We start from the raw sequence: 23,840 nt of genomic DNA, 5'->3' as shown, positions 1-23,840 counted from the left end.
GAAAGTTTTGGAGTATATTAAACTTCTCTACAGGCCTTCAGGACTTCCTCAGCGAACTCCATCGTCTTTAAGTTACCGCCCAAATCGGGCGTAGTCTTTCCTTCGGCAATAACCTTTTTCAATGCCTTCTCGATCTTCTCAGCAACTTCGGAAAATCCTAAATGTCTCAGCATCATGCAAGCTGAAAGTATGGTGGCAGTAGGATTTGCTATACCCTTTCCAGCTATGTCTGGAGCACTTCCGTGAACTGGTTCAAATAAGGCGTACCTTTCACCTATATTGGCTGAGGGAGCCAATCCCAAACCTCCAACTAAGCCAGCTGTCAGATCGCTGACAATATCACCGAAGAGGTTCGTCGTGACTATCACATCGAATATCCAAGGCTTTGTAACCAAGTAAAGGCATCCAGCATCTATATAATAATCGTTGGCTTCTATATCGTAGTTTCTAGCGATTTCGTAGAATGTTCGCTTGAAAAGACCGCAAGTCTTCTTAAGCACATTCGCCTTATGCAAAGCCGTAACCTTCTTTCTCCCCTCCCTCTTAGCAAACTCGAAGGCGAATTTAACGATCCTTTCGCAACCTTTTCTCGTTATAACTCTCATGGCAACCGCTGAATCTCCAACATCGAACTCGTAACCCTTGTAGAGACATTCAGTATTCTCTCTCACAACAACCAAGTCAACATTATCGTACAGACACTTAACACCCCTCATAGACTTTGCTGGCCTTACGTTTGCAAACAAATCCAGCTCCTGCCTAAGCTTAACTATGACATCGGCAGCAGTCTCACCAACTGCACCGAATAGGATTGCATCGCTCTCCTTACAAAGCTCTAGGGTTTCTTCTGGTAGGGGAGTGCCGTACTTTTCGAAGCACTCATCTCCTGCCTCAGCGTAGACGTATTCGAATGGGAGATCAAGTCCTTGGAGTATATGAAGTGTAGCTGGGATAACTTCCTTCCCAATCCCATCACCCGGTATGACTACGATCTTTTTCATGCGTGAAAGTTGTGATCTGATTTTAAACGTTTACTCAAAGTTATAATAAACAAATATTGCAATGCAATAGTTCTTGAATCTTCACTCACTTCAAAAGAAAAATCGTATTCCCAGCCCCTTCGCTGTTGAGAAAAGAGCAGTTTCAACGCTAAAAAAGGTTAAATCTCCATCTCCGAAATCTTTAGCTTAATCTCTTTGGCAACAGCTTTAGCAAGTGGAACTGGAACTGCCTCACCAACCATGTCGAACTGGACATTCTTGCCACCTAAGAACACGTGATCATCTGGAAAACCCATAAGCCTAGCCTGTTCTCTAACCGTTAAGAGCCTATCCTCAAATGGGTGTATGAACCTTGAGTGTCCCATTACTGTCGGAGCCAGCTTGTAAGGGTGTAACCTAAGCCAGTTTTCAAATCTTCCTCCAAATTTAACAAGGCTTTCACCCCACCTAAGCATAGCTATTTTCTCAAGCTTCGATTTCGAAATCCTAATTTCCTCGTGATTTGGAATTGTATTTAGCGGTGGCAAATCTCTTAAAGCGTCTGCAACTTTGACATATCTTTTAGCAGGCTTCTCATCTATAGGCACATTCGATATGAAGACTCTCGTTCTCTTCGAAGGGTTTCCGTAGTTCTGAGCCTTCAAAACGTTGAAGTAAACTCTGTAAACTCCGATTTTGCGAAACTCTCTCTCTATCGCATTCCTAATCTCCAAAATCTGAGGAACGTTCTCCATGACGAAAACCTTCGGCTTAAGTTCCCTAACAAGCCTTATGAAGTGGAGAACGAGTTGTCCCCTCTTATCCTTATACAATCTGTCTTCAGGCTTTTTCATCCTCCTAAGATTTACAGATGTGAAGGGTTCGCAAGGCGGAGATCCTATTAAAACATCGACATCTCCACAAATTCTCTCAACATCAAATCCTCTAACTTCTTTAACGTCTTTAACTATGACCTCTACCTCGGGAAAGTTTGTTTTGTAAGTTTCAGCCACGGGCTTAAAATTCTCGATGGCAGCGACTAACTCGAAACCTTCTTCCTTAAAGCCTCTGCTAAATCCTCCGCATCCAGCGAACACATCAACTACATTCACAGAATTAAAGTGGGGAAGTTTGAGCTATAAAAATTATAGGCTCCTTTCAAGGATGTCGTAAAGCATTTCCCTAGTGAATTCGAAATCTATACGATTCAATAGATACTTCAAAGGTCCGAAAACTATTTTCTCGACGTCTTTGAAATCATCTCTACCGATGTAATCACTCAATCTTTCATTAAATCCGATAGAGTTCAGAAATTCTCTGAAGATTTTTTCAGCTTCCTCAGCTGAACTTACATCCCTCCCCACAAGACATCTCAAAATCTTGGCAGAATTTTCGGAGTGTTTGTGAATCCAGTATATAGCTCTTGGACCTATTAAGGCCAATCCGCAACCGTGCGCAAGCTTGGGATTAATTCCGCTCAGAGCGTGTTCTATCGCATGAACTATGTGTGCTGGACTCATATCTAAGGCTATTCCGGCAATCATGGAGGCATAAAGCAAATTGTACTTTTCCTCAAGCTTCTGTTCTTTAGGCAAATTTTCACCTATTATCCTCGCACACTCAAAGACTAAGGTCTCGACGAACGGATTGGTAGTTTTTGCAGTTACAGCTTCATAAGCGTGGAAGAATGCATCTATCGTCGTGTAAATCGATTGCTCCTTTGGTAGAGTTAAAGTATACTTCGGATCGTCGAAACTGAAATCTGGATATCTAATGGAAATTCCTATCTTCTCTCTCTCATGCGTTAGGACGGCAAATTTGTCTATCTCACTCCCAGTTCCATGAGTCAAGTTTATTGCAAGGAGTGGAAGGTACCTTTTTGCCTTCCTACCCTTTAGATACTCTTCAGCTTTTCCACCGCTCAGAGCTATGCAAGAGGAAACCTTAGCCGTATCAATTACACTACCGCCGCCTATTGCTATTATGCAGTCACTTCCGTTTTCCCAAACAACTTTGGCAAGATCATCCGCAATTTCGACTGTTGGATTTGCCTTAATTTTATCGAAAACTTCGTATTCTATTTCCAAATCTCTTAAAATTGTTTCAACATCTTTTAAGGCTCCGCTGACTCTTGCGGATTGCTTTCCAGTAGCAATGGTTACCCTTTCGACACTGTTCAAATGATTTCTTATCTTCTCAACAGCGTTCAGTCCAAAGTAAAGATGAGTGTAAGCATACCTAAGCTCGAAGCTCTTCATATCTCTACAACCTCTCCTATCTTAACTATCCTCGCGTTTATCCCTTCATTTCTCAACCTCTCCACGAGCCCCTCGGCGTTCTTCAACTTCCTTTCTGGGTCGTAGTGTATCGGAATGACTAACTCAGGTTTTAACCTCTTCATCTCCCTGACGTAATCATCGTAGAAATCTGGGAAACATGCTGTGAAAGCAACTTTGACATCTTTAACGTCTGGGAATTTGGCTGAATCACCGCTGTGCAGAACTCCCTTATAGTAATAGCTTACAGATTCTTCAGCTTTCCAGCACCAGCTCGGCAGAATTCTTATACCATCCAACTCCTTACCGACCTCAGCCTTAATTCCTTCAAGGTTATAGAGCTTTAAAGTGTATTCTGGAGCGACGAGATGCTTATACTTCAAGCTTTTGAGCTTTTCAACATCTATGTGATCGTTGTGCTCATGTGTTACGAGAACATAATCGATCTCAGGTTCAGGCTCAATAACGTAGTTCGGGTCAATTACTGTGTGCAAGTCGTCTATTATTTCAACACACGAGTTACCCAACCATCTAAGCTTCATGTTTTTAGATTATCTCCCGAGATATAAAATTTTTCAGAACCGAAGGCTCTCATCACCGCTCAGACGAGAACCGAATCATCATCGGAAGAATTTACAGAGCGTCGCTAAGAAAGCCTCGCTCTTCAGAGCGGGGATGAATTAGGGGAGGAGGGAGGGGGAGGTTGGTGGAGCGTTAGTTTTATAAAGCCTCGTTCTGATTTATCGATGTCGGGTGGGTAGGGAGGGTCAACCAAGTCCCCGCAAGGGGAACTATAGCCCACCTCTCCGCCTTGCGGACAGGTGGGTTTAACGGGGTGCTGACCCACCCCGTGTATATCCGATGAGGAGCGAGGCTGAGGATATGCACAAACCTCCCCGCAAGGAATCCTCGCACTTCAGTGCGGGGAGGAGGTCAACTTAGTTAAACGTTAAATGTCTTTCGAAGCAATCCATTGCTCGAGACAGATTTTTCTATTAAGTGTTGCAAGGAATATTATCGGAGTGTAATTGCATAAGGGTATGGCAAGAATAATGAATGACAGAAAATACCAAAAGATGTCAAAAATGACAGGAACAAAAAAGCTCACATAAAACGTGAAGGGTACCTCAAAACATCCTCCCACTTCCTAACTACCTACCTCCTAACCAAAACGCAACCTATATCTATTTTATTTCAGGACAAGTCTCCACACCAAAATCTAAACGCCAAGAAAAAAGAAATGTAAAGCTACCACAGCGGCTACGAATTAAACTTCCGCCTAGTCCAAGGTTTAGGTTTCTTAGAAATTCTTCAACCTCTACGAAACTGAAAGAGGGCATGAAGAATTTTTAGGGCTTCTGTAATCACGCTCAAGAATTGAACTTGAGTATAAGTTCAACGTTGTAGGCTGTTGAACTCAAACTTCTAAGCATGGAAGAATTTAATTCAATCTGTAGTGCAATCTCAAAAGACACACCTGAAAAAGGAATAAAACTTTTAAGCCCGTAAGATCGCTGAATCCATCCATGAATTTGATTATAGCTGACACACTCCCAGCTTTGATGGGTTTGATAGTTGTTGCACTTTCGGCTGTAGCCTACTCATCTCTGAGCGCCAAAATAGACGCAAGAGCGATTAATCCCAGAGATATAGCCGTGTGCATACTCCTTCTGGTGGTAACAGCGATATACAAGGGTGTAACGGGGATATTGACCATGTTTTACGGCATCGATCCGACGTATCACACGCTCCATGGTCTAATCCTCTTAATGATCGTTGAAGCAGTTATACTGGTTCGACTGCTCCACATTTTCAAATCCGTTGGAGCTTTGAGAATTAACAGGGATACTTTCGAGTTTTTGATATACCTTGCAGTTCTTCACCTCGTTGCGAGGGAAGTTGACGAGTATATTCGCATATATTTGTCGAACTTCGAGACCATTGTGCAAGTGGTGATCATGTCTTTCGTTGCTTCTATAACCTTGATTGGTTTGGTTTTGGGAGCTTATCTCCTCAAGATCCATAAAGAACTTGCGTCGCTCGTCGATGCTGTAGATGTTGTACCTCCCGTGAAAACGTCGTGCATAGCCTTCAGCTTCGTTGGTCTCTACGGAATTCACAGAGTCAGCCATACAATCCCACACTCTTGTTTTCTTTTAGCGCTCGCGGCTCTCTCCCTACTCGTGGCAGGAGTTCAACTGTTGCTTGAGCTAGAAATGAAATACCTAAAACCGCTCAGAAGACATAATCGGATATGATTTTACACTTACGAAGCCCATTTTAAATATTCTCTCCTTTAGAAAACGCTCGTATCGATTGTTTACTCCTTCTTGCTTTTTAATCTGTTTATATAATTAATAACTCTTTTATCTTCAAGATCGTATAAAATCGCCTCTAAAAATTTCAAAACGGAGGCCTTATATCTTTTCTTTTCCTCATCGGAGATAGCTTTCAGCTCAATTTTCTCAACAAACTGCTCGTACTGGATTTTATTGGAATTGCATGCGGGGGGAGGGATTTGAACCCTCGAACCCCTACGGGACGGGACCCTAAATCCCGCGCCTTTGACCTGACTCGGCAACCCCCGCTTAAAGGTTTAAATGATTTTGCGATTTTAACACTTTCGATCAAGACTTGACCAGTCTCTTAGCCTTTCCTTCAAATCTTTCAAGAGTTCCGAAAGGCAAAGCTACGAGCTTCGGTTTGAATCCCAAGAACTCTTTAAAATCTCTCGCCAGCTTTAGAACAAGGCTTTCGTCACCTTCAAACTCTACAATTACCTTACTGTCTAGAACTATTCTGTACTGAGTAATTCCATAGCTTGCAAGAATCTCTTCGACATCCGCCGGATAGAACTTAACGCCCCTGTAGATTATCATATCGTCAGTTCTACCTCTAATTCTCCTGATCGTCATGTGCTCGATACCGCACTCGCAAGGTTCTCTACTAACAACAGCTGACACCTCTCCACTCCTGTACCTTATCAGTGGCATTGCTTCCCTGTTCAAAGCTGTGTAAACAACCTCTCCTTCCTCCCCCTCATCCAAGACCTCTCCAGTTTCAGGATCGACTACTTCAACAATGTAGTTGTCCTCCCACATGTGCAAACCCATTCTCTCCGGACATTCAAATCCGACAGTTCCAACTCCACCCATCTCGGTTAAACCGGGTATGTCATATGCAATGACATCGAATTCTCTTTCGATAATCTTCCTCATCTCCTCAGTCCAAGGTTCCGCTCCTAACAGCATTTTTTCAAGCTCCAGCTCATTTAGATCGATTCCCATCTCTTTTGCAACTTCCAAGAGTCTGAGAGGATAGCTTGCCGTTGAGCACAGCACCGTCGTTCCGAAATCTCTCATGAACCTCAGCTGATTTCTCGTATTTCCGGGTCCTATTGGAACTACAAAAGCGTTTATTGCATCTGCAGCGAAATGAAAGCCAAATCCACCGTTCCACAGGCCAAAAGCTGGAGTTATTTGAATTACGTCTTTAGAAGTTATATTGGCTATATAGAATGCTCTAAGCATCATCTCCTTCCACTGTTCAACATCCTTACGTGTGTAGGGAATTATGACCGGCTGTCCGGTCGTTCCACCACTCATCTGAATTCTAACAACCTTTTCCTTCGGAACACATAGAATCTTAAGCGGATAAGCTTCCCTAAGCTCTTGTTTGGTTGTGAAGGGTAACTTGGATATATCTTCAACGCTCCTGATCTTATCAACATCGATACCAGCAGATTTGAACTTCCTCCTGTAGAACGGGCAATTTTGATAAACGTATCTTACTATTCTCCTAAAACGTCTGTTCTTGATCTCCTCTATCTTTTTTCTACTCATTTTCACTCCCTTCTCAGCCTTGAGGAGAAGTCTCATAACGTGCGTTCGATTCAGAGTATATAAACCTTTCCCATTTTGTGGGATTAGTCATAAATTTTGAGAAAGAGATCGTTTAAATAGTGTGAGTAAAGTTGAACTGTGGCTGAAGTTTACATCGTTGGAACAGCTCATGTACTCAGAGAGAGCGTAGAAAAGGTTCATAAAGTTATAGAAGAAGTTAATCCGGATGCTGTAGCTGTAGAACTCTGTCCTAGGAGGTACAACGCGTTAATCAATAATGTCCAAAGCATATCGCTTTCAGATGTTTTAAAGAGTGGTAACATCTCTCTCGCATTACTTCAAATTGTTTTGGCTTACTTTCAAAGAAAAATTGGAGAAGAAACAGGGGTAAGACCGGGAGAGGAGATGCTAACTGCCATAAAGAAAGCGAGAGAGTTGGGAGCCGACGTTTTGCTTATAGATAGAGATATTGGCATTACCTTTCAAAGGCTCTGGCAGAAGATGAGTTTCTTTGAGAAACTGAAGTTCGGTTGGAATATCTTGAAAGGGCTCTTCAGTAAGGAAGATGTTGAAGACGTTGCGAGCAATGTCGATTCCCTTATCGAGGAGTTCAGAAAGATAAGTCCGAAAGCTGGAGAAGTCTTGATAGATGAAAGAGATGCCTACATGGCTTACAACATAATCAGAGTTAGTGAGAGGTACAACAAAATAGTTGTAGTTGTTGGAGCTGGTCACAAGAAGGGTATAGAGGGTTACTTGAAAAATCCTGAAAAGCTCCCTCCTATTGAAAAACTTTTGGAGGTTAAGAAGGGCAAGTTCAGCCTTTCCAAGGCTTTCGGTTGGATTCTATCGGCTTTAATCGTTGGAACGTTTGCATACATATTGACAAAGCTCGGAAGCGAAATGGCTCTCAAGGCATTCATGTATTGGTTCCTCATAAACGGAACGCTTTCAGCTCTAGGCGCAACCCTTGCGTTAGCTCATCCATTGTCTATACTTGCAGCTTTTCTATGCGCTTGGCTAACGTCTATAAATCCTCTAGTAGCGGCGGGCTGGGTCTCAGGCTATGTCGAGCTGAAGATGAGAAAACCAAGCGTTGACGATCTGATAAGTCTTTCAAACGCAAGCTCACTTAAAGACCTTTGGAGAAATAAGGCCTTTAGAGTCTTACTCGTTGCAGCTTTGACAAACATCGGTAGTATAATTGGGACAATATACGGTGCATACGTGGTTCTTCAGATGACAGGAATAGACATAAGGAAACTTTTAATCCCTTAACAATACTTTCGTCATGTGGCGCAAAATTGCCGAGAAGTTTGAGAAGTATCCTTCTCAGATAGTCGTTGCAAAAGAGTTCTTGAGGTTGGGTATCTCAGTTAGGAATGGAAAGGCTTACTGTGATAAGATAGAGCTTGTGCCGACAAAGATTGCGGAAGCTCTGGATGTTGACAGAAAGGTTGTCGTTTCCGCCATTCAGAACATAGAGAGCGATGAAGAGCTTAGAAAAGTCTTTTCTTCGCTGAAGCCAGTGGCAAACATAACCGAAGTCGCGAGGATTTTGGGTTTTGGTGTTTTGGAAGTTTATGCAGAAAGCCATAAGGTTGGGATAGTAGCCGGTATAACTTCAATACTTGCGAAAGAAGGAATTCCGATAAGGTTCATACTTGCAGAAGACCCAGAGCTAAGCGTAGAGTCAAAGCTTACAATAGTTACAGACGGAAAGATACCGGGAAGGCTTGTGGATGAGTTTCTGAAGGTCGATGGAGTTCAGAAAATAGTGATAAGCTGAATTACTTCTTCGAAACAAAGAAGTAGTTCCAAATTTTATCTTTCAGATGGTGGATATTCTTCACAGCTTTACCCTTACCTCCTTTCATCTCAATTCCATCAACCAGAGCTATCCCAACGGCAATAGGTGTCATCTTTTTTTCCACGGCAACATAGACGAAATCTCCAGCCTTTATGCTTTCATCAGCCTCAACAATCCCGGGTTTCATTACATCTGCCCCTTTCATTATGTAGGGCATAGCTCCTTCATCCACAACGACCTTACCTTTCTCAGGCTTAAACTTGATTACGCCGTAAACCGTAAAATAGTACCTCCCCTCGTATTCAAGGATTATCGGCTCGTTATCAACCGTTATAATGCTGATATCATCGAATTCGAATTTCTCCATATCACCCTTAATCGAAATTTTGTAGTTCTCTTCAAAAAATTTTGAAATTGCCTTGGAATCCTTCTTTCTAAGTCTGTAGCGCTTCATATCAGTAAGGGGTTGCCCAGCTCTCCTCGTCCTTGTACACTTTTTCGTCTATTCTCATCTCTCCCTCAACCAAAGGCTTAGGCTCCTTTACAGCTTCTATCCTGTAAAGGCTCGATTTATACCAGTTGTAATCGACCTTAGCACCCAGTTTCTTAACTATCGGCAACTTCTCTTGGAATCTGAAGAAGTTCTTCTCGTCCTGCGGATATACGTTGAACTTTCTTCTGATATCCGTAATTACGAACCCCATGTCGTGAATCATCTTCTGTATCTCGTACCACTTTCTTCGTGAAGCCTCAAGCGTCGTTAAACCGAAGTAACCCGAACAGCCTACACCCTTAAGAGTTGATACTCCCCTCGAGAGGAACAGCTTCAATCCCGGTATCGTCTCCACTGGATCAGTTACAAAAACGTCAAACTTGCCTTTTAACTCCTCTGGAAACGCCTGCTGAACATCGTAAACCTGAGCTTCAACTGGCAATCCGTACTCGTCGGCTTTCTTATTTATAAAATCTATTAGTCTTTCGTCGATATCAACTACAAAAACCCTCTTCGGGAGACCAGTTAAGGCTGAAGCTAAGCTGAAAAGATCGTCATCTCCAACGACGAAGATTTCAGTTTTAAGCAAGTCTCCCCTTTCAAACAGGAACTCCACTCTTCTTATAACTCCATCCAAGCTTATAAAACCCTGATCGTAAACCTCTATGGCCTCTGGCCTATCCTTAGCAATTTCGGAGTACTCTTTAAGCGTACTCTCAAATATCCCCTTTATCGCGTATCCCGTCCCTTCACAACAGTCACACGTGAGTTTCTCAACTTTCTTTACGCCCAACTCCTCACACAATTTTAAACCCTTATCAGTGAGACTTATCATACCGTTCTCAACCTTTATCAGACCCTCCCTCTCCATACTCTGTATAAGTTCAAAAAACTCAGGTAAGCTGGCATCCTGCTCGTCTATAAGCTCGTAAACGCTCATTTCCCTTCTGTAAAGGGCTTGAAGAACCTGATTTTTGATTCTTCTCATCATAGCGGTTGCCTAATTTCGAGGGTAATTTAAATGTTTCTTAAACCAGCCAATTTTTGCATCTTTCACACAATCCAAGTCGAGAAAGTATGACTTTATATTTACAAGAGGTGCGAATTCTGAGTCTGATCATAAATCCTCATAACTCTCAAAAGGTTTCCTTTTCTCTCCAAAAGCTTCGAGACGGGAAATCACATTGAATTCGGTCTGTTCGGTGATCGAGTAGCAAGCACACAATTTTTTTAACTTTAAGTTTCTTATGCCATTTGAAAGTATGAACGATGCACAGCTGGGAGTTTTGAGTTTGCTGCTAGAAGTATCCGCAAATCCTAAGCCGGGAAATGTAGACAGAGAGCATGAGTTTTCCGATCTGAAATTCGAGCACTTCATTCTATCTGCAATTTCAGCTTATCCCGCCTTTGAAGACTGTATGAATAGGAGGGGCAGTATAGGGACAAACTTCTTCAACGCGGTTGTTAGGTCTTACGAGATTTGCAGAACCAACGTTCACTTCGGAGCTTTTTTCCTACTAATTCCACTGATATGGTGTGGGGGAAAGGTAGATGATGTCGAGGATGAGCTCAAGAAGACTACTCACGAAGACTCCTTAGCAATTCTGTCCGCCTTCAGGATATGCAAACCAAGGGTTATGAAAGTTAAAGAACTCGATCTGAGGGGAGAAAAAGTTAAGGAGGAGATTCTCGAAAAGAAAGTGAATCTCTATCACTGGCTGGAGAAGTCTCCAAAAGAGAATGTGGTTGCGAGGGAACTTGTTGAAAGATACTGGAGAAGTTTGGAAGGATGTACAATTCTCAGAAATCGCTACGAGCAATGTGGAAACCTCAACGAAGCGATAGTCTATACCTATATCTATCTCCTATCCAAGCATTTAGATCCACTCGTAATTGCTAAGCACGGCTTAGATACAGCATACTACGTTAAGGAAAGGGCTGAAGAATTCTTAGATGAATTCAGCTTGGAGGGTGTCAGGAAATTTGATGAAGAGCTCGTTAAAAGGGGGATTAACCCGGGCAGCATTGCAGATTTAACCTGTTCGTCGATATATCTTGCTCTGAAGGAGGGATTGATTTGAAACTTTCAGATTTCGGATTTACGGACGGAATAAACGAGGTTATAGGGATAACAATAGGAGAATGGATAAACACCGCTCCTCTCGGTATAATAGTTGAGAATCCAGAAAGTACGTTCGCAAAGCTGAGAATATACCCCTCACACACCAGAGAAAATCTGAAGAAGGGTACACTCTACGTTAACATCGTACACGATCCACTCGTCTTTACAATTTCAGCATTTGACGATCTAAGCGAAGATTGGTTCGAAAGCTCAGATCCGCCAATAATAAATGGTGCCTTAGCTTGGTGCCAGTTCAAAGCTAACTTGAAAAATTGTTGGGTGGACTTGGAGCTTTCAAGGGGAGAGGTTTTGAGAAAGGGACTTAGAGCAGTAAATAGGGGGTTCAACGCTCTCATAGAGGCTTTGGTTCACGCGACAAGGTTGAAACAAAATCCCAAACTTATCGAGAAGGTAAGGTATTATGCTGAAATTGTAGAGAAGTGTGGTGGAAGGAGAGAAAAGGAGGCTTTAGAAGTTATGTGGAGCTATCTGAGAAAACTATACCCTCACTTAAGTCTTTGACCTCCTCCCCGCACTGAAGTGCGAGGATTCCTTGCGGGGAGGTTTGTGCATATCCTCAGCCTCGCTCCTCATCGGATATACACGGGGTGGGTCAGCACCCCGTTAAACCCACCTGTCCGCAAGGCGGAGAGGTGGGCTATAGTTCCCCTTGCGGGGACTTGGTTGACCCTCCCTACCCACCCGACATCGATAAATCAGAACGAGGCTTTATAAAACTAACGCTCCACCAACCTCCCCCTCCCTCCTCCCCTAATTCATCCCCGCTCTGAAGAGCGAGGCTTTCTTAGCGACGCTCTGTAAGCTTGATCCAAAAACTGGTCTGCTGTGAAAATGTTATTATCAGATTCCCAGACTTCATAGCATGAAGTTCGTGGCAATATCCGACACACACGACAACATGCAAGCTATAAGAGATTTGATCGACGCGTTAAAATCCGAAAGATTTGACTTCATCGTCCATGCGGGAGATATTGTTGCTCCGTTTGCAATGAAGGCTCTCAAGAATTTGGGGAAGAAGATTTACTTCGCATTCGGCAACAACGATGGAGAAAAGAGGCTGTTGACAAAAATTGCAGAGGATAACGAATGGGTTATAGGAGAAATTGTTGAGTTTCCGGAGGGTGTCGTTTATCATGGAACCGATGCAAGAATAGTCGAGATTCTGAAGAAAACAAATCATAGGTATCTTGTGCTGGGACATACGCATGAAGTCAAGGTTGAGAGGGTTGAGAACAAGATCATAATCAACCCGGGCGAGATCTGCGGTTATCTAACTGGTAGAAGAACTTTTGCGATAGTCGAGGATGGGGTTGTAAGCGTTGTCGAGTTCTAATTCAAAAACCTTTTATGTTTTAGACTTCCCCTAACACCCGATGGACAGAGGGATACTCAGAATAGTAAATTTAGGCGTTGAAGTGGATGGTAGGAAAATTCTCCAAAATGTTAACCTCTACATCCAAAGGGGTCAGACTTACGCTCTTTTCGGACCGAACGGTAGCGGTAAATCTACGTTGCTCATGGCTATAGCTGGTAATCCCAAGTACAAGATTTATGATGGAAGAATTATATTCAAAGGAAAAGATATAACAAACATGAGTCCCGATGAAAGGGTGAAGATGGGGTTGGGAATATCGTATCAAAATCCTCCGAAGATTCCCGGTGTAAAGTTAAGGGATTTGATCAAGCACTGTGCTAAGCTCGGTGGTACCGAAGACAAGATAGAAGAATACGTCAAGATGCTGAAGATGGAAAACCTACTCGATAGGGATTTGAATGTTGGTTTTTCTGGTGGCGAAGTCAAGAGATCTGAGCTCCTACAACTCCTGCTAATGAATCCCGAATTTGCCATGCTGGATGAACCCGATAGTGGAGTAGATTTGGAAAATATAGCTGTCATAGGCAAAGCTATAAGTAAGCTGCTTGAGAGGGACAAGCCGGAAGAGGAGAGGACTAAATCGGGGATAATAATAACTCATACCGGTCATATTCTAAAATACGTCGATGCAGACTACGGCGTAATAATGTACAAAGGCAGGATTGCCTGTGTTGGTGATCCTTACGACATTTTGAAGACAGTTGAAAATTACGGATACGAGGAGTGTGTTAAAAGATGCCTGAGGACTCTCTGAAAAAAGTTGGAATTGAAAGAGATCCTTCAAAGAGATCTGCAAGCTTCCTAATGGTTGACGACAAGCCAACCATAAGCTTCGCTAGGAATGTTGAAGTGATGAGCACAAAGCAGGCACTTGAGAAGTACGAATGGCTTAAGGATTACAGTTGGAAACTAATTGAAAGGGAGGAGGGAGAATTCGATGGATACTTCATAAGGGTTCCAAAGGGAGTTAAGGTTGATTTTCCCGTAGAAGCTTGCCTCTATCTTAAAAGAGTTAAGAGTCAGAAAGTTCACAACATAGTAATAGCGGAGGAAGATTCCGAGCTTAATTTGATAACTGGCTGTACATCTGAAAGACTTTCTGGATTACACCTAGGAATTTCAGAGTTTTACGTTAAAAGGAACGCAAAGGTAACTTTTACGATGATACACAACTGGAAGAAGAAAAATGAAGTTCTACCGAAAACTGCGATAAAGGTTGAAGAAAATGGTACATTCATAAGCAACTACGTACTTCTCAGCCCTGTTAAGTATTTAAAGGCCTACCCTACCGCATACCTCGATAAAAATGCAAAAGTTGTTTTCAGCAGCGTCATAGTAGGATTTGAAGATTCTGAGATAGATCTTGGTAGCAGAGTGTACTTGAACGGCGAAGGAAGCTCGGCTGAGATAATTTCGAGGAGTATAAGCAAGGGAGGAAAGATCGTTGCAAGAGGGCACATCATAGGAAACGCTGAAGGTGTAAAGGGGCATCTGGAGTGCAAAGGAATGATTCTCGGTGGCGGTATCATTCATGCCATTCCCGAGCTTGAAGCTAGAAATCCGAACGTTGATTTAAGCCATGAAGCGGCTATAGGTAAGATTGCCGAAGATGAGATATTCTATCTGATGACTCGCGGTTTAAGCAGAGATGAAGCTATATCTCTGATAATAAGAGGTTTCATGGAGATAGATATAAAGGGATTGCCCGAAGTCTTGAAGAAGGAAATAGATAAGGCGATTGAGCTGGTTGAAAAGGCTCTGATATAATCCTACCGAGGTATGAAAAGTTCTTTAAAGTCTTCGAGATACTTCGATCATGAAAGTTAAGATGAGAAAATGTCCCAAATGTGGACGGTACACTCTCAAAGAAGTTTGTCCAAATTGCGGAGAGAAGACTTTTATGCCCATACCACCTAAGTTCTCTCCTGAAGATCCCTACGGAAAGTACAGGAGGAAGTTGAGAAAGGAAGTAGGATTCTTCAACATCGGGAGGTGGAGGCATGCTGAAGAGGGTTGATGTGAGATATCTGAAAGAACCCGAAGGGGTGGGTTTGAAAGATCCAGTGTTCATCGAAGGATTACCGGGAATTGGACATGTAGGTAAGCTCGTTGCTGATCATCTAGTAAAGGAGCTTGATACCGTTAAGGTCGTCGAAATATACTCTCACCACTTCCCTCCTCAGGTTATGGTCAACGAGGATGGAACTATAAGGTTACCGAAGAACGAGGTTTATGCGTACAAATCAGATGGTAATTCTCCCGACCTCCTTATACTTGTTGGAGACTTCCAGAGTATGGATGGAATCGGTCATTACGAGCTTGTAAATGCTTACATCGAGATTGCGAAGAAGTTCGGAGCTAAAAGAATATTCACATTAGGTGGATACGGTGTTGGAAGGATGGTCGAGGAGCCATACGTAATAGGCGCAGCTAACACACCTGAATTGGTTGAAGAGCTTAAGAAATTTGGAGTCAAATTTGAGAAAGGGGAACCAAGCGGCGGTATAATTGGAGCTTCTGGATTACTTCTAGGCGTTTCACAGCTTGAGGGGATTGAGGCGGCCTGTCTCATGGGTGTAACATCCGGATACATGGTTGATCCCAAGAGTGCAAAGGCTGTTTTAGATGTCCTAATGAAAATTCTGAACCTCAAAGTCAGTGTTGAGGATCTTGAAGAAAGAGCTAAGGAGATGGAAAAATTCATAGAACAGATAAGGGAAATGCAGGAACAGGTCGTTCAGCAGTATAGGAGTGATGAGGATTTGAGATACTTCAGGTGATGAGAGACCTCCTTTCTGATGTGTGATGAGAGAGCCCCGACCTGATTTTTCTATTTTTTGAGAATTTGCCTACAGAATTGAATTTGTTAAATTGGTTGTCAGGAGTGGTGAGGCTCATCACACATCAGGAGCTACCCCACTCATCATCCCACTTGAAGAACCGCAAAAGAGTATAAAAATGTTCGGTCAGCCAGGAGTAACTTCATCATATCTCAGTTCGACTCTCCCTCTTCATCCCGTAACGAGTTTGAGGGTTAGACCTATATAGCTTGCGAACTAAGAATATGGTGTGATGAAGTTGCTCTACTCTGAGCCAAGCGATGATGAATCGAACCCGCTGATACGATAGAGTTTTAAACAGAAATCTAAGCTTGAATTTCATGTTTCCTAACGCTTATTCTCCTCACGAAGTGGAGAGAGAAGTGAGGGAGTTCTGGGAGAAAAACAAAATATACGAAAAAGTGAAAAGCAAGGGAGATAGGCTCTTTTTCTTCGTAGATGGGCCTCCTTACACCACTGGAAGAATTCATCTAGGTACGGCTTGGAACAAGGTGATAAAGGATACCATACTGAGATACAAGAGAATGATGGGTTACAAGGTAACCGATACACCGGGCTGGGATATGCATGGACTGCCTATCGAAGTTAAAGTCGAGCAAATGCTCGGATTCAAGACAAAGAGGGACATTGAAAACTACGGAATCGACAAGTTCATCGCTAAGTGCATGGAGTACGCTCTCCAGAACAAGGATGCAATGACCGAGCAGTTCAAGGCTTTGGGAGTTTGGATGGACTGGGAAAATCCGTATATGACGATAAAGGCTGAGTACATAAACTCCGCATGGTGGACGATAAAGAGAGCTTACGAGCAAGGCCTGCTTGAGAAGAAGTTGAGGGTTGTGAACTGGTGTCCCCGTTGTGAAACTGCTTTAGCTGATGCCGAGGTTGAATATGCCGATAAGGAGGATCCATCCATTTACGTCAAATTCCCGATTAAGGGGAGAGAAAACACTTACATAGTTATTTGGACGACCACGCCTTGGACTTTGCCAGCTAACATGGCCGTTGCAGTCCATCCGGACTTTGAATACGGCCTTTTTGAGGCTGTGAAAGATGGTAAGAAAGAGTATCTCATTCTTGCGAAGGATTTGGCTGACAACGTTTTGAGCAAATCTTACGATGAATGGAAGCTTGTTGAAACTTACAGGGGAGAGGATCTTTACGGCTTGGAATACGAGCATCCTCTGGCAGAAGAAGTACCTGTTCAAAAGGAGAAACAGCACAGAGTGGTCAATGCAGATTTCGTGGCTCATGAAAACACCGGATGTGTTCACATAGCTCCCGGTCACGGTTTGGAAGACTTTGAGTTGGGTTTGGAAGAGGGTTTGGAAGTTTTCAACCCCGTAGACGACAGAGGTATCTTTAAGGAGGATGCTGGTAAATATGCTGGAATGCACGTTTTTGAGGCTAACAAGGTTATAATTAAGGATTTGAAGGCCAAGGGCTTGCTTTTGGCCGAGGAAACCATCGTTCACAGATACGGACACTGCTGGAGGTGCAAGACTCCAATAATATATAGAGCTACGGAGCAGTGGTTCTTGGCTGTTTCCAAGCTTAAGGACAAAATGCTCGAAGAAATCGACAAGGTCTGGTGGATTCCGGAGTGGGCTGGAAAGTCGAGATTCAAGGACTGGGTCAGCAACGCAAAGGACTGGTGCATAAGCAGACAGAGGTATTGGGGAATACCCATTCCCATTTGGATTTGCGAGAAGTGTGGCAAGTGGAAGGTTGTAGGCAGTATAAACGAGGTTCCTTGGAAAGACGACTTGGATTTACACAGGCCGAAGATAGACGAGGTTGTTTTCGAGTGTGAGTGCGGAGGGAAGATGTACAGGGTCAAGGATGTTTTTGACGTTTGGTTTGACAGTGGTGTTGCTAGTTGGGGAACTTTGGGTTATCCACTAAAGATTAGCGATGAAGAGTTCTTTAAGATTTGGCCTGCCGATTTCATTACTGAGGGGCACGACCAAACGAGAGGCTGGTTCTACTCACAGCTCGGGGCGAGTGTAATAAGCTTCGGTAGAGCACCTTACAAGACTGTTCTCATGCACGGTTTTACCTTAGATGAGCAAGGAAGAAAGATGAGCAAGAGCTTGGGGAATGTAGTCGAACCTGAAGAAGTTATTAACGAGGTTGGAGTGGATACTTTCAGGCTCTACGTTCTTAGCTCTGCCTTATGGGAAGATCTGAGGTTCAGCTGGAACGAAGTTAGAAACGTCCTGAGGATGTTGAACATCTACTGGAATGCGATAAGATTCGCCTACACTTACATGAGCTTGGATAGGGAGATGATAACTCCTGATAAGATTCAGCAGATATTTGGCTGTGACTTCGATTCAGCCTTGAAGAAGATCGAAGATTACGAAAACAGGTGGATTCTGTCAAGGCTTGAGAGCTTGAACAAGGTAGCTTGGGATGCGATGGAGAACTATCAACTTCACAGGGTCGTTAGGGCTTTCTTGGACTTCGTTGTTGAAGATTTCAGCAGATGGTATATACAGCTAATAAGACCTCGTGTCTGGGTTGAGGGTGAGGATAAGCTCAAGATTGCGACGTATCTAACACTCCTGAGAGTCATTGAGAAATCTATCAAGATAATAGCTCCGTTCGCTCCATTCCTTGCTGAGTTCATCTACCAGAGGTTCTTGAAAGAGTTTAGGGATTGCGAGGAGTCCATATTCATGGAGAGTTATCCAAAGCACGATGAAAGCTTTATCGACGAGGAACTCGAGAAATCTATGGCTGTTATCAGAGAAATATTTGAAGCTGCAAGCAGTGCAAGGCAGAAAGCAAGAAGAAAACTGAGATGGCCTTTGAGAGAGCTTGTGATTGAGAGCAAGGATGAGATTGTTAAGAGGGCAGTTGATATGCTTGAAGGAATAATTAAATCCCAGTGCAACGTCAAAAGCGTTAGAGTTGTAGATGAGTTCGAGAAAGAGATCGTTATAAAGCCAAACTACAAGGTTGTAGGAAAGATTTTGAAGGATAGAGTTAAGGAGTTTGCAAAGTTCTTGGAGAGTCTTAGCGATGATGAGCTTAAAAAGATTGCAGAGACAAAAGCTGTTGAATTTGATGGAGAGGTAATAGAAGATGCTGTCGTAGTAGAATACAAGCTACCGGATGGCTACGAATTTGAGGAGTTCTCGAGAGGAAACGTATACATCTACACAGTCCTTGATGAAGAGCTTAAGAGAGAGGCTTATGCAAGGGAACTTGTTAGGAGGATTCAGGAGATGAGAAAAGAAATGGATCTCAATGTCGAGGAGTTCATAAACGTCGTTGTTGAATTCCCAAAGGAGCTTGTTGAGGGCTGGGAGGAGTACATAAAGGGAGAGACAAGAGCTAAGAGCCTAGTATTTGGTAAGCCCGAAAAGGGATACATCAAGGAGTGGGACATTGAGGGTATAAAGGCGGTGATTGGAATAGAAAGAATTGAAGGCCAGTAATTTTAGAGCAAAACAAGTTACACCGCTTTCAATTTCAACAATTTTTGGAAGATGCACAACATACATTAACGGTTAAAGGGGTAGAGGTGTGTATCGTGAAGATACTCCTTGTAACTGGGAAGATTGCTGAAAGGGAAGTTAGAAAGATTGCTGAAAAGTACGACTGCGATGTATACGTTGCAGATGTCGACGTTGCGAGCTTTATCACTCCGAAACACCTTGAAAATCTAGATTTGAGCCGATACGACATCGTAATTGTCCCGGGGTTGGCTAGTGGTGATTGGAAGAGACTTGAAGATGAGAAGGGTGTTAAGATCAGGTTGGGGACGATACACTACGCTGATCTGCCGTTGCTACTTGAGAATATTGACAAGATTGAGCTTTCTCACGAAATACCCGCATGCAAGCTTCTAAATATCAACAAGGCTGAAGAGAACATGAGACTTGTTGATTCTCTTGATAAATGTTACTTTCACATTGGTGACGTTAGAATTGGAGGCAGGATGAAGATTGTTGCTGAAATAGTCGATGCTACGAAACTGGACAACGATTCACTTATTGCCAAAATTGAGTACTATTTGAAGAGTGGGGCAGATATAATTGATTTGGGAATTCCGCTTGAGTTCGATTCGAGGGATGTTGAAAGAGTTGTTAAGGTTGCAAGGGATTGTTGCGATGCCTTGAGCATAGATACATTCAACAGGAAAGCCGTGGAGATAGGAGTTAAGTACGGAGTGGACATGATCATGAGCGTTTCAAATGAGAACTTAGATTGCTTAGAACTCGCTAAGGATAAAGCTGTTGTCGTTGTTGATAGGAATGTAAACAACCTTTTAAAGCTCGTAGAAAAGGCAAAGAAGTACACTGAAAAGATTATAGCTGATCCGCTTTTAGATCCTTTAGATGTTTTCAGTTCTTTGATGAGATACTACGAATTTAGAAAAAGGTGTAGTATCCCGCTTCTGATGGGTGTAGGGAATGTTACTGAGCTGATGGATGCGGATTCAATTGGGATAAACGCTCTACTTGCATACATAGCCGAAGAAATCGGGTGCCAAATTCTGTTTACTACTGAGGCAAGCGATAAAACGAGAGGTAGTATTAGAGAGCTAAAGGTTGCAACCTACATGGCTAAAGTTTCAAAGTTAAAGAGAGTTCCTCCAAAGGATTTGGGCTTTGATTTGCTCGTTTTCAAGGAGAAGAGGATTAGGAGGAATAAATGCGAAGCAGGAAACATCGTTGAGGCAAAGCCTTCCGAGTTTACAAGAGACCCCATGGGCGATTTCAGAATTTGGATCGATGATAGGATATATTGCCAGCACGAAAAGGCTACAGTCGTTGGAGACAAAGCTAAAGATATTTTGGACACTATCATAAGACTCGGCTTAGTTTCTCGCTTAGATCACGCTGGATACTTAGGTAGGGAGCTTAAAAAGGCTGAGATGGCATTAAAGCTTGGAAAGAGCTATGTGCAAGATGAAGAGCTGAATTTCGGAATTTATTCAAAGGAGTTTAGCACAGACCATACAAAAAGACAAAAAGATTGATGAAGAACTCAACTTGACTTCTTAGCCTTCCTGAGTATGCTCTCAGCTGCTATCAATCCCGTTACTGCTGCACCAACGATTCCCCTACTCACTCCCGCTCCGTCCCCTATTGCGTAGACGTTGGGAATGCTTGTTTCCATCTCGCTGTTGACTTTGAGCCTAAGCGAGTAGAACTTTATCTCTGGAGCATAGAGCAGTGTAGAATCGTCAGCAACACCGGGTATCACCTTATCCAAAGCCTCTAGGGCGTCGATTATATCGTCTATGACTCTACCGGGATAGGCCAGACTTATATCTCCGGGAATTGCAGTCTTAAGCGTTGGCTGGACTAAACGGTTGTTTGCTATTCTTCTTTCAGTGCTCCTTCTACCCAGTCTAAGGTCTCTAAGTCTTTGGACTATTGGATTTCCTCCTCCAAGCTTTGTGGTTATTCTAGCCAGATCTCTACCCCATTCGTTAGGCTCCTCGAAAGGCTCCGTGAATTCATAGTGACCAAGCAAGGCAAAGTTCGTGTTGTTCGTCTTCTCCTTGGCCTTACTGTGTCCATTGACTAAGCAGAAGTCTCCGTAGTCTTCTCTTATAACCCAACCTCTCGGACAAGTGCAGAACGTCCTTACATAGTCGTCATGTCTTTTCGTCAGAACTCTCAGCTTTGGATCATAGATGACAGATGTTATTTCGTCCATTATTGAAGCTGGAACCTCAACTCTGACACCGACATCTATGAACTTCGCTTTCTCACTTACAGCTATGTTGTACTGCTTGACCCACTTCTCCAGCCATTCCGATCCTCCCCTTCCAACACCTATGATGAGATAGTCGTATGCATACTTTTCACCGTTCTTCAACGTTATTACTTTCTCTTTTGGATTTATGTCTACGACAGTCTTTCTCGTGTAGATCTTTACACCGTTGTCCTTGAGGTACTTTTCTATGCTCTTTATGACCTTTGGAAGTTCATCGCTTCCAACGTGTCTCTGCTTGAGAGGAACGAATTCTATGCCAGCTGAGTTCGCTTTTCTCAGAAACTCGTTTACTTTTTCCATATCCGTTCCATAGACCTCATCCGGCGCTCCGTGTTTGAGAAAAATCTCGTCCACTTCCTCCATCTTCTTCAGCAGATATTCAGTATCGACGAGACCGAGTAAATCACCCCCCACTGTAAAGCTCGATGGAAACTCTGGAATGGGGTAGTTCAGTTTACCATCAGATAGACCGCCAGCCCCTCCAACGCCGTAAGTTATATTGCACGGCTTGCACTTTTGGCAAAAGCTCTGAGAAAGGTCACTCGGACACTTCCTTTTGTCTATGTCTCTACCCATGTCGAAAATTGCTACGCTCAATTTTCCAGCAAGCTTGTATCCGGCAAAAAGCCCCCCTGGACCGGCTCCCACTATAATAACATCAAACTTCTTCATCCTTTTTCCGCTCTTTGGCAACTTATTTTTAAATGTTTTGCCTTCATGTTTTGAACATCTTTACTTCATATCAAGCACTTTCAAGCACTGGGGCGGAACGTAATCTGTTGTGTAAACACTTCCCTTCTTCCTAACGCTCAGTCCGTGCTTAATCAGACATTCAGTATATATCTCCAAGACAACTGGCTGTGGATGATGTCTCCTGCCAACTTCTATCGCATCCTCTATTGTGGCGCTGAGGTGAACCTCCTTTCTTCTCATAGGCTTCAAACCCTCCTTTAAAATTGATTCCAGATTTTTAGGGCTGGTGCCATGATATAACTTTTCAGGAATTTCTTCAGCTTCGCTCCAATCAACTTTGACGTCGATGCTGTGCCCGTACCTTGCCCTTATCTTCCCATCTTTTATTTCGAACCTACCTTTAGGATCGAACTTAACTATAAGTTCAACAACCTTCCTCCCTACGCCGTATCTTTCCTTTAAGATCTTGAGGACTTCCTTCAAATCAACCCATCCAAATTCATCTACTTTTAAGCCAAAGCTATGAGGATAATGCCTCAAAAGACCGCTCAAAAACTTACTAATTCTTTCTCTTTTCTCACCATCTATCAAAATCTTCCCCTTCCCACATTTACACATTCCTTCAAAATCTCCACAGTTCTTGCAGACTCCCAGGGGCTTCACAACTCAGGCTCAACATTTTTAAATAAGGGTTTTACTCGATGCATGAAGGTCGGGGACATCCAGCTCAAAAGTGGAATGACTGTCAACGAACTCATCAAGGAGCTTTATAAATCCGGTGGCTTTACCGCAAAGGATCTAGCCGTTGCAGTAGACATCTTTGAAGAAATGATAAAAGATGAAGAGTGTACAGTATTTCTGTCTTTTCCAGCGTGTATAATTGCAACTGGTACGAGAGGAGTAATTAAGGAGCTTGTTAAAAGAAGGCTTGTCGATGTGATAGTAACGACATGCGGTACTTTAGATCATGACCTTGCGAGGATTTGGAAGGACTATTATCACGGCTCATTCATGCTAGACGATGTTGAGCTCTATAAGAAGGGAATTCACAGAATTGGAAATGTTCTAACTCCGAAGGAAAGCTACGGGCTAATTTTGGAGGAGAAGCTTCAGCCGATATTTGAAGACATTTACAACGAGGGAAAAAGAAGGATTTCGACGAGAGAACTCATATGGGAGGTAGGGAAAAGAATTGAGGGTGAAGAGAATGCCGATAGCTCGATAGTTTACTGGTGCTACAAAAACAAAATTCCAGTATTTGTTCCCGGCATAACCGATGGAGCTTTTGGAAGTCAGCTTTGGCTGTTTTATCAGACTCACAAAGATTTTATCGTGGATGTTTTAAAAGATGAGGACGAACTGAGCGAGATAATCTTTAATGCGAAAAGATCTGGCGCTCTTATAGTTGGGGGAGGAATTAGTAAGCACCATACGATCTGGTGGAATCAGTTCAAAGATGGCTTGGACTACGTAGTGTACATTACTACAGCAGTCGAATGGGATGGTAGCCTGAGCGGTGCAAGAGTTAGAGAGGCAATTTCGTGGGGAAAGGTTAGTGAGAGTGCTAAGAGTGTGAACGTTTACGGAGATGCAACTGTCCTTTTACCACTAATCGTTGCGAGCATCCTAGAGAGATTATAAATAAAAAT

At 43.0% G+C, this 23,840-nt stretch carries 22 protein-coding genes and 1 tRNA gene; 13 read left to right on the top strand and 10 right to left on the bottom strand.

Features of this window, described 5'->3' with window-relative positions; translation table 11 throughout:
- Positions 1 to 17: 17 nt before the first annotated feature.
- The 4 genes from ARCPR_RS01905 to ARCPR_RS01890 form a co-directional block, all read right to left on the bottom strand.
- Positions 18 to 1,001, bottom strand: a complete 984-nt coding sequence (locus ARCPR_RS01905; RefSeq protein ID WP_012939784.1) for a 3-isopropylmalate dehydrogenase — start codon at positions 999 to 1,001, stop codon at positions 18 to 20.
- A gap of 158 nt (positions 1,002 to 1,159) precedes the next feature.
- A complete protein-coding gene (locus tag ARCPR_RS01900) occupies positions 1,160 to 2,092 on the bottom strand; it encodes a DNA cytosine methyltransferase (protein WP_012939783.1) in 933 nt (310 codons plus the stop codon).
- A gap of 33 nt (positions 2,093 to 2,125) precedes the next feature.
- On the bottom strand, positions 2,126 to 3,238 hold the full coding sequence (locus tag ARCPR_RS01895) for an iron-containing alcohol dehydrogenase (RefSeq protein ID WP_012939782.1): 1,113 nt from the start codon (positions 3,236 to 3,238) through the stop codon (positions 2,126 to 2,128).
- Entirely contained in the window at positions 3,235 to 3,798 is a 564-nt protein-coding gene (locus ARCPR_RS01890; RefSeq protein ID WP_012939781.1) for an MBL fold metallo-hydrolase, read from the bottom strand. The genes ARCPR_RS01895 and ARCPR_RS01890 overlap by 4 nt, the downstream gene beginning before the upstream one ends.
- A 984-nt stretch (positions 3,799 to 4,782) precedes the next feature.
- Between ARCPR_RS01890 and ARCPR_RS01885 the strand changes: the two genes are divergently transcribed.
- Positions 4,783 to 5,514, top strand: coding sequence for a hypothetical protein (locus tag ARCPR_RS01885; RefSeq protein ID WP_012939780.1), 732 nt, complete (start codon positions 4,783 to 4,785; stop codon positions 5,512 to 5,514).
- A gap of 245 nt (positions 5,515 to 5,759) precedes the next feature.
- On the opposite strand, the gene ARCPR_RS01875 is transcribed toward ARCPR_RS01885, so the two are convergent.
- Positions 5,760 to 5,844 (bottom strand) — tRNA-Leu (locus ARCPR_RS01875).
- 39 nt (positions 5,845 to 5,883) lie between these two features.
- Positions 5,884 to 7,134: a phenylacetate--CoA ligase family protein gene (locus tag ARCPR_RS01870; protein ID WP_012939779.1), complete on the bottom strand. Its 1,251-nt coding sequence runs from the start codon at positions 7,132 to 7,134 to the stop codon at positions 5,884 to 5,886.
- 102 nt (positions 7,135 to 7,236) lie between these two features.
- Here ARCPR_RS01870 and ARCPR_RS01865 point away from each other — a divergent pair, with 102 nt between their 5' ends.
- Both ARCPR_RS01865 and ARCPR_RS01860 read left to right on the top strand, forming a co-directional pair.
- Entirely contained in the window at positions 7,237 to 8,376 is a 1,140-nt protein-coding gene (locus ARCPR_RS01865; protein ID WP_012939778.1) for a TraB/GumN family protein, read from the top strand.
- A 13-nt stretch (positions 8,377 to 8,389) separates the two neighbouring features.
- Positions 8,390 to 8,887 carry an amino acid-binding ACT protein gene (locus ARCPR_RS01860; protein WP_012939777.1) on the top strand — a complete coding sequence of 166 codons (498 nt, stop codon included), beginning with the start codon at positions 8,390 to 8,392 and terminating at the stop codon, positions 8,885 to 8,887.
- 1 nt (position 8,888) lies between these two features.
- Here the strand turns inward: ARCPR_RS01860 and ARCPR_RS01855 are convergent, their stop codons facing one another.
- Both ARCPR_RS01855 and ARCPR_RS01850 read right to left on the bottom strand, forming a co-directional pair.
- Positions 8,889 to 9,362, bottom strand: a complete 474-nt coding sequence (locus ARCPR_RS01855; protein WP_012939776.1) for a DUF1947 domain-containing protein — start codon at positions 9,360 to 9,362, stop codon at positions 8,889 to 8,891.
- A 1-nt stretch (position 9,363) separates the two neighbouring features.
- The gene (locus tag ARCPR_RS01850) at positions 9,364 to 10,392 is read right to left on the bottom strand and encodes a bis-aminopropyl spermidine synthase family protein (RefSeq protein WP_012939775.1); all 1,029 of its coding nucleotides are present in this window, start codon (positions 10,390 to 10,392) and stop codon (positions 9,364 to 9,366) included.
- Positions 10,393 to 10,648: 256 nt separating this feature from the next.
- Between ARCPR_RS01850 and ARCPR_RS01845 the strand changes: the two genes are divergently transcribed.
- The 9 genes from ARCPR_RS01845 to ARCPR_RS01805 all read left to right on the top strand — a co-directional run bounded on the left by ARCPR_RS01845 (position 10,649) and on the right by ARCPR_RS01805 (position 20,752).
- Entirely contained in the window at positions 10,649 to 11,482 is an 834-nt protein-coding gene (locus ARCPR_RS01845) for a triphosphoribosyl-dephospho-CoA synthase (RefSeq protein WP_012939774.1), read from the top strand.
- The gene (locus tag ARCPR_RS01840; protein WP_012939773.1) at positions 11,479 to 12,045 is read left to right on the top strand and encodes a DUF447 domain-containing protein; all 567 of its coding nucleotides are present in this window, start codon (positions 11,479 to 11,481) and stop codon (positions 12,043 to 12,045) included. Before ARCPR_RS01845 ends, ARCPR_RS01840 begins: the two co-directional genes overlap by 4 nt.
- Positions 12,046 to 12,406: 361 nt before the next feature.
- Complete coding sequence (locus tag ARCPR_RS01835) at positions 12,407 to 12,877, top strand: metallophosphoesterase (protein WP_012939772.1); 471 nt, start codon at positions 12,407 to 12,409, stop codon at positions 12,875 to 12,877.
- 40 nt (positions 12,878 to 12,917) lie between these two features.
- Positions 12,918 to 13,673 (top strand): Fe-S cluster assembly ATPase SufC, encoded by a 756-nt coding sequence (sufC, locus tag ARCPR_RS01830; RefSeq protein WP_012939771.1) that lies wholly within the window; start codon positions 12,918 to 12,920, stop codon positions 13,671 to 13,673.
- Positions 13,655 to 14,686, top strand: coding sequence for a SufB/SufD family protein (locus ARCPR_RS01825; protein WP_012939770.1), 1,032 nt, complete (start codon positions 13,655 to 13,657; stop codon positions 14,684 to 14,686). Before sufC ends, ARCPR_RS01825 begins: the two co-directional genes overlap by 19 nt.
- 49 nt (positions 14,687 to 14,735) lie before the next feature.
- Entirely contained in the window at positions 14,736 to 14,936 is a 201-nt protein-coding gene (locus tag ARCPR_RS01820; protein WP_012939769.1) for an RNA-protein complex protein Nop10, read from the top strand.
- Positions 14,920 to 15,699: a proteasome assembly chaperone family protein gene (locus ARCPR_RS01815; protein ID WP_012939768.1), complete on the top strand. Its 780-nt coding sequence runs from the start codon at positions 14,920 to 14,922 to the stop codon at positions 15,697 to 15,699. Before ARCPR_RS01820 ends, ARCPR_RS01815 begins: the two co-directional genes overlap by 17 nt.
- A 380-nt stretch (positions 15,700 to 16,079) precedes the next feature.
- Positions 16,080 to 19,205: an isoleucine--tRNA ligase gene (ileS, locus tag ARCPR_RS01810; RefSeq protein WP_012939767.1), complete on the top strand. Its 3,126-nt coding sequence runs from the start codon at positions 16,080 to 16,082 to the stop codon at positions 19,203 to 19,205.
- Between the two features lie 95 nt (positions 19,206 to 19,300).
- Positions 19,301 to 20,752 (top strand): dihydropteroate synthase-like protein, encoded by a 1,452-nt coding sequence (locus tag ARCPR_RS01805; RefSeq protein ID WP_012939766.1) that lies wholly within the window; start codon positions 19,301 to 19,303, stop codon positions 20,750 to 20,752.
- Between the two features lie 8 nt (positions 20,753 to 20,760).
- On the opposite strand, the gene ARCPR_RS01800 is transcribed toward ARCPR_RS01805, so the two are convergent.
- Positions 20,761 to 22,170 (bottom strand): NAD(P)/FAD-dependent oxidoreductase, encoded by a 1,410-nt coding sequence (locus tag ARCPR_RS01800; RefSeq protein ID WP_012939765.1) that lies wholly within the window; start codon positions 22,168 to 22,170, stop codon positions 20,761 to 20,763.
- A gap of 60 nt (positions 22,171 to 22,230) precedes the next feature.
- Entirely contained in the window at positions 22,231 to 22,854 is a 624-nt protein-coding gene (locus ARCPR_RS01795; RefSeq protein WP_012939764.1) for an RNA 2'-phosphotransferase, read from the bottom strand.
- Positions 22,855 to 22,896: 42 nt separating this feature from the next.
- Between ARCPR_RS01795 and ARCPR_RS01790 the strand changes: the two genes are divergently transcribed.
- Positions 22,897 to 23,832 (top strand): deoxyhypusine synthase, encoded by a 936-nt coding sequence (locus tag ARCPR_RS01790; RefSeq protein ID WP_012939763.1) that lies wholly within the window; start codon positions 22,897 to 22,899, stop codon positions 23,830 to 23,832.
- The last annotated feature ends 8 nt before the right edge of the window (positions 23,833 to 23,840 follow it).

The sequence above is a fragment of the Archaeoglobus profundus DSM 5631 genome (assembly GCF_000025285.1).
Classification (GTDB): domain Archaea; phylum Halobacteriota; class Archaeoglobi; order Archaeoglobales; family Archaeoglobaceae; genus Archaeoglobus_B; species Archaeoglobus_B profundus.
Note: the sequence above shows the minus strand (reverse complement) of the source record. Positions and strands in the feature narration are given on the sequence as shown.

Coding starts and splice junctions, on each gene's coding strand:
- ARCPR_RS01870 (WP_012939779.1), bottom strand. CDS start 7,134: ATGAGACTTCTCCTCAAGGCTGAGAAGGGAGTGAAAATGAGTAGAAAA.
- ARCPR_RS01790 (WP_012939763.1), top strand. CDS start 22,897: ATGAAGGTCGGGGACATCCAGCTCAAAAGTGGAATGACTGTCAACGAA.
- ARCPR_RS01820 (WP_012939769.1), top strand. CDS start 14,736: ATGAAAGTTAAGATGAGAAAATGTCCCAAATGTGGACGGTACACTCTC.
- ARCPR_RS01860 (WP_012939777.1), top strand. CDS start 8,390: ATGTGGCGCAAAATTGCCGAGAAGTTTGAGAAGTATCCTTCTCAGATA.
- ARCPR_RS01850 (WP_012939775.1), bottom strand. CDS start 10,392: ATGATGAGAAGAATCAAAAATCAGGTTCTTCAAGCCCTTTACAGAAGG.
- ARCPR_RS01800 (WP_012939765.1), bottom strand. CDS start 22,170: ATGAAGAAGTTTGATGTTATTATAGTGGGAGCCGGTCCAGGGGGGCTT.
- sufC (WP_012939771.1), top strand. CDS start 12,918: ATGGACAGAGGGATACTCAGAATAGTAAATTTAGGCGTTGAAGTGGAT.
- ARCPR_RS01905 (WP_012939784.1), bottom strand. CDS start 1,001: ATGAAAAAGATCGTAGTCATACCGGGTGATGGGATTGGGAAGGAAGTT.
- ARCPR_RS01815 (WP_012939768.1), top strand. CDS start 14,920: ATGCTGAAGAGGGTTGATGTGAGATATCTGAAAGAACCCGAAGGGGTG.
- ARCPR_RS01855 (WP_012939776.1), bottom strand. CDS start 9,362: ATGAAGCGCTACAGACTTAGAAAGAAGGATTCCAAGGCAATTTCAAAA.
- ileS (WP_012939767.1), top strand. CDS start 16,080: ATGTTTCCTAACGCTTATTCTCCTCACGAAGTGGAGAGAGAAGTGAGG.
- ARCPR_RS01835 (WP_012939772.1), top strand. CDS start 12,407: ATGAAGTTCGTGGCAATATCCGACACACACGACAACATGCAAGCTATA.
- ARCPR_RS01895 (WP_012939782.1), bottom strand. CDS start 3,238: ATGAAGAGCTTCGAGCTTAGGTATGCTTACACTCATCTTTACTTTGGA.
- ARCPR_RS01890 (WP_012939781.1), bottom strand. CDS start 3,798: ATGAAGCTTAGATGGTTGGGTAACTCGTGTGTTGAAATAATAGACGAC.
- ARCPR_RS01845 (WP_012939774.1), top strand. CDS start 10,649: ATGCCATTTGAAAGTATGAACGATGCACAGCTGGGAGTTTTGAGTTTG.
- ARCPR_RS01885 (WP_012939780.1), top strand. CDS start 4,783: ATGAATTTGATTATAGCTGACACACTCCCAGCTTTGATGGGTTTGATA.
- ARCPR_RS01825 (WP_012939770.1), top strand. CDS start 13,655: ATGCCTGAGGACTCTCTGAAAAAAGTTGGAATTGAAAGAGATCCTTCA.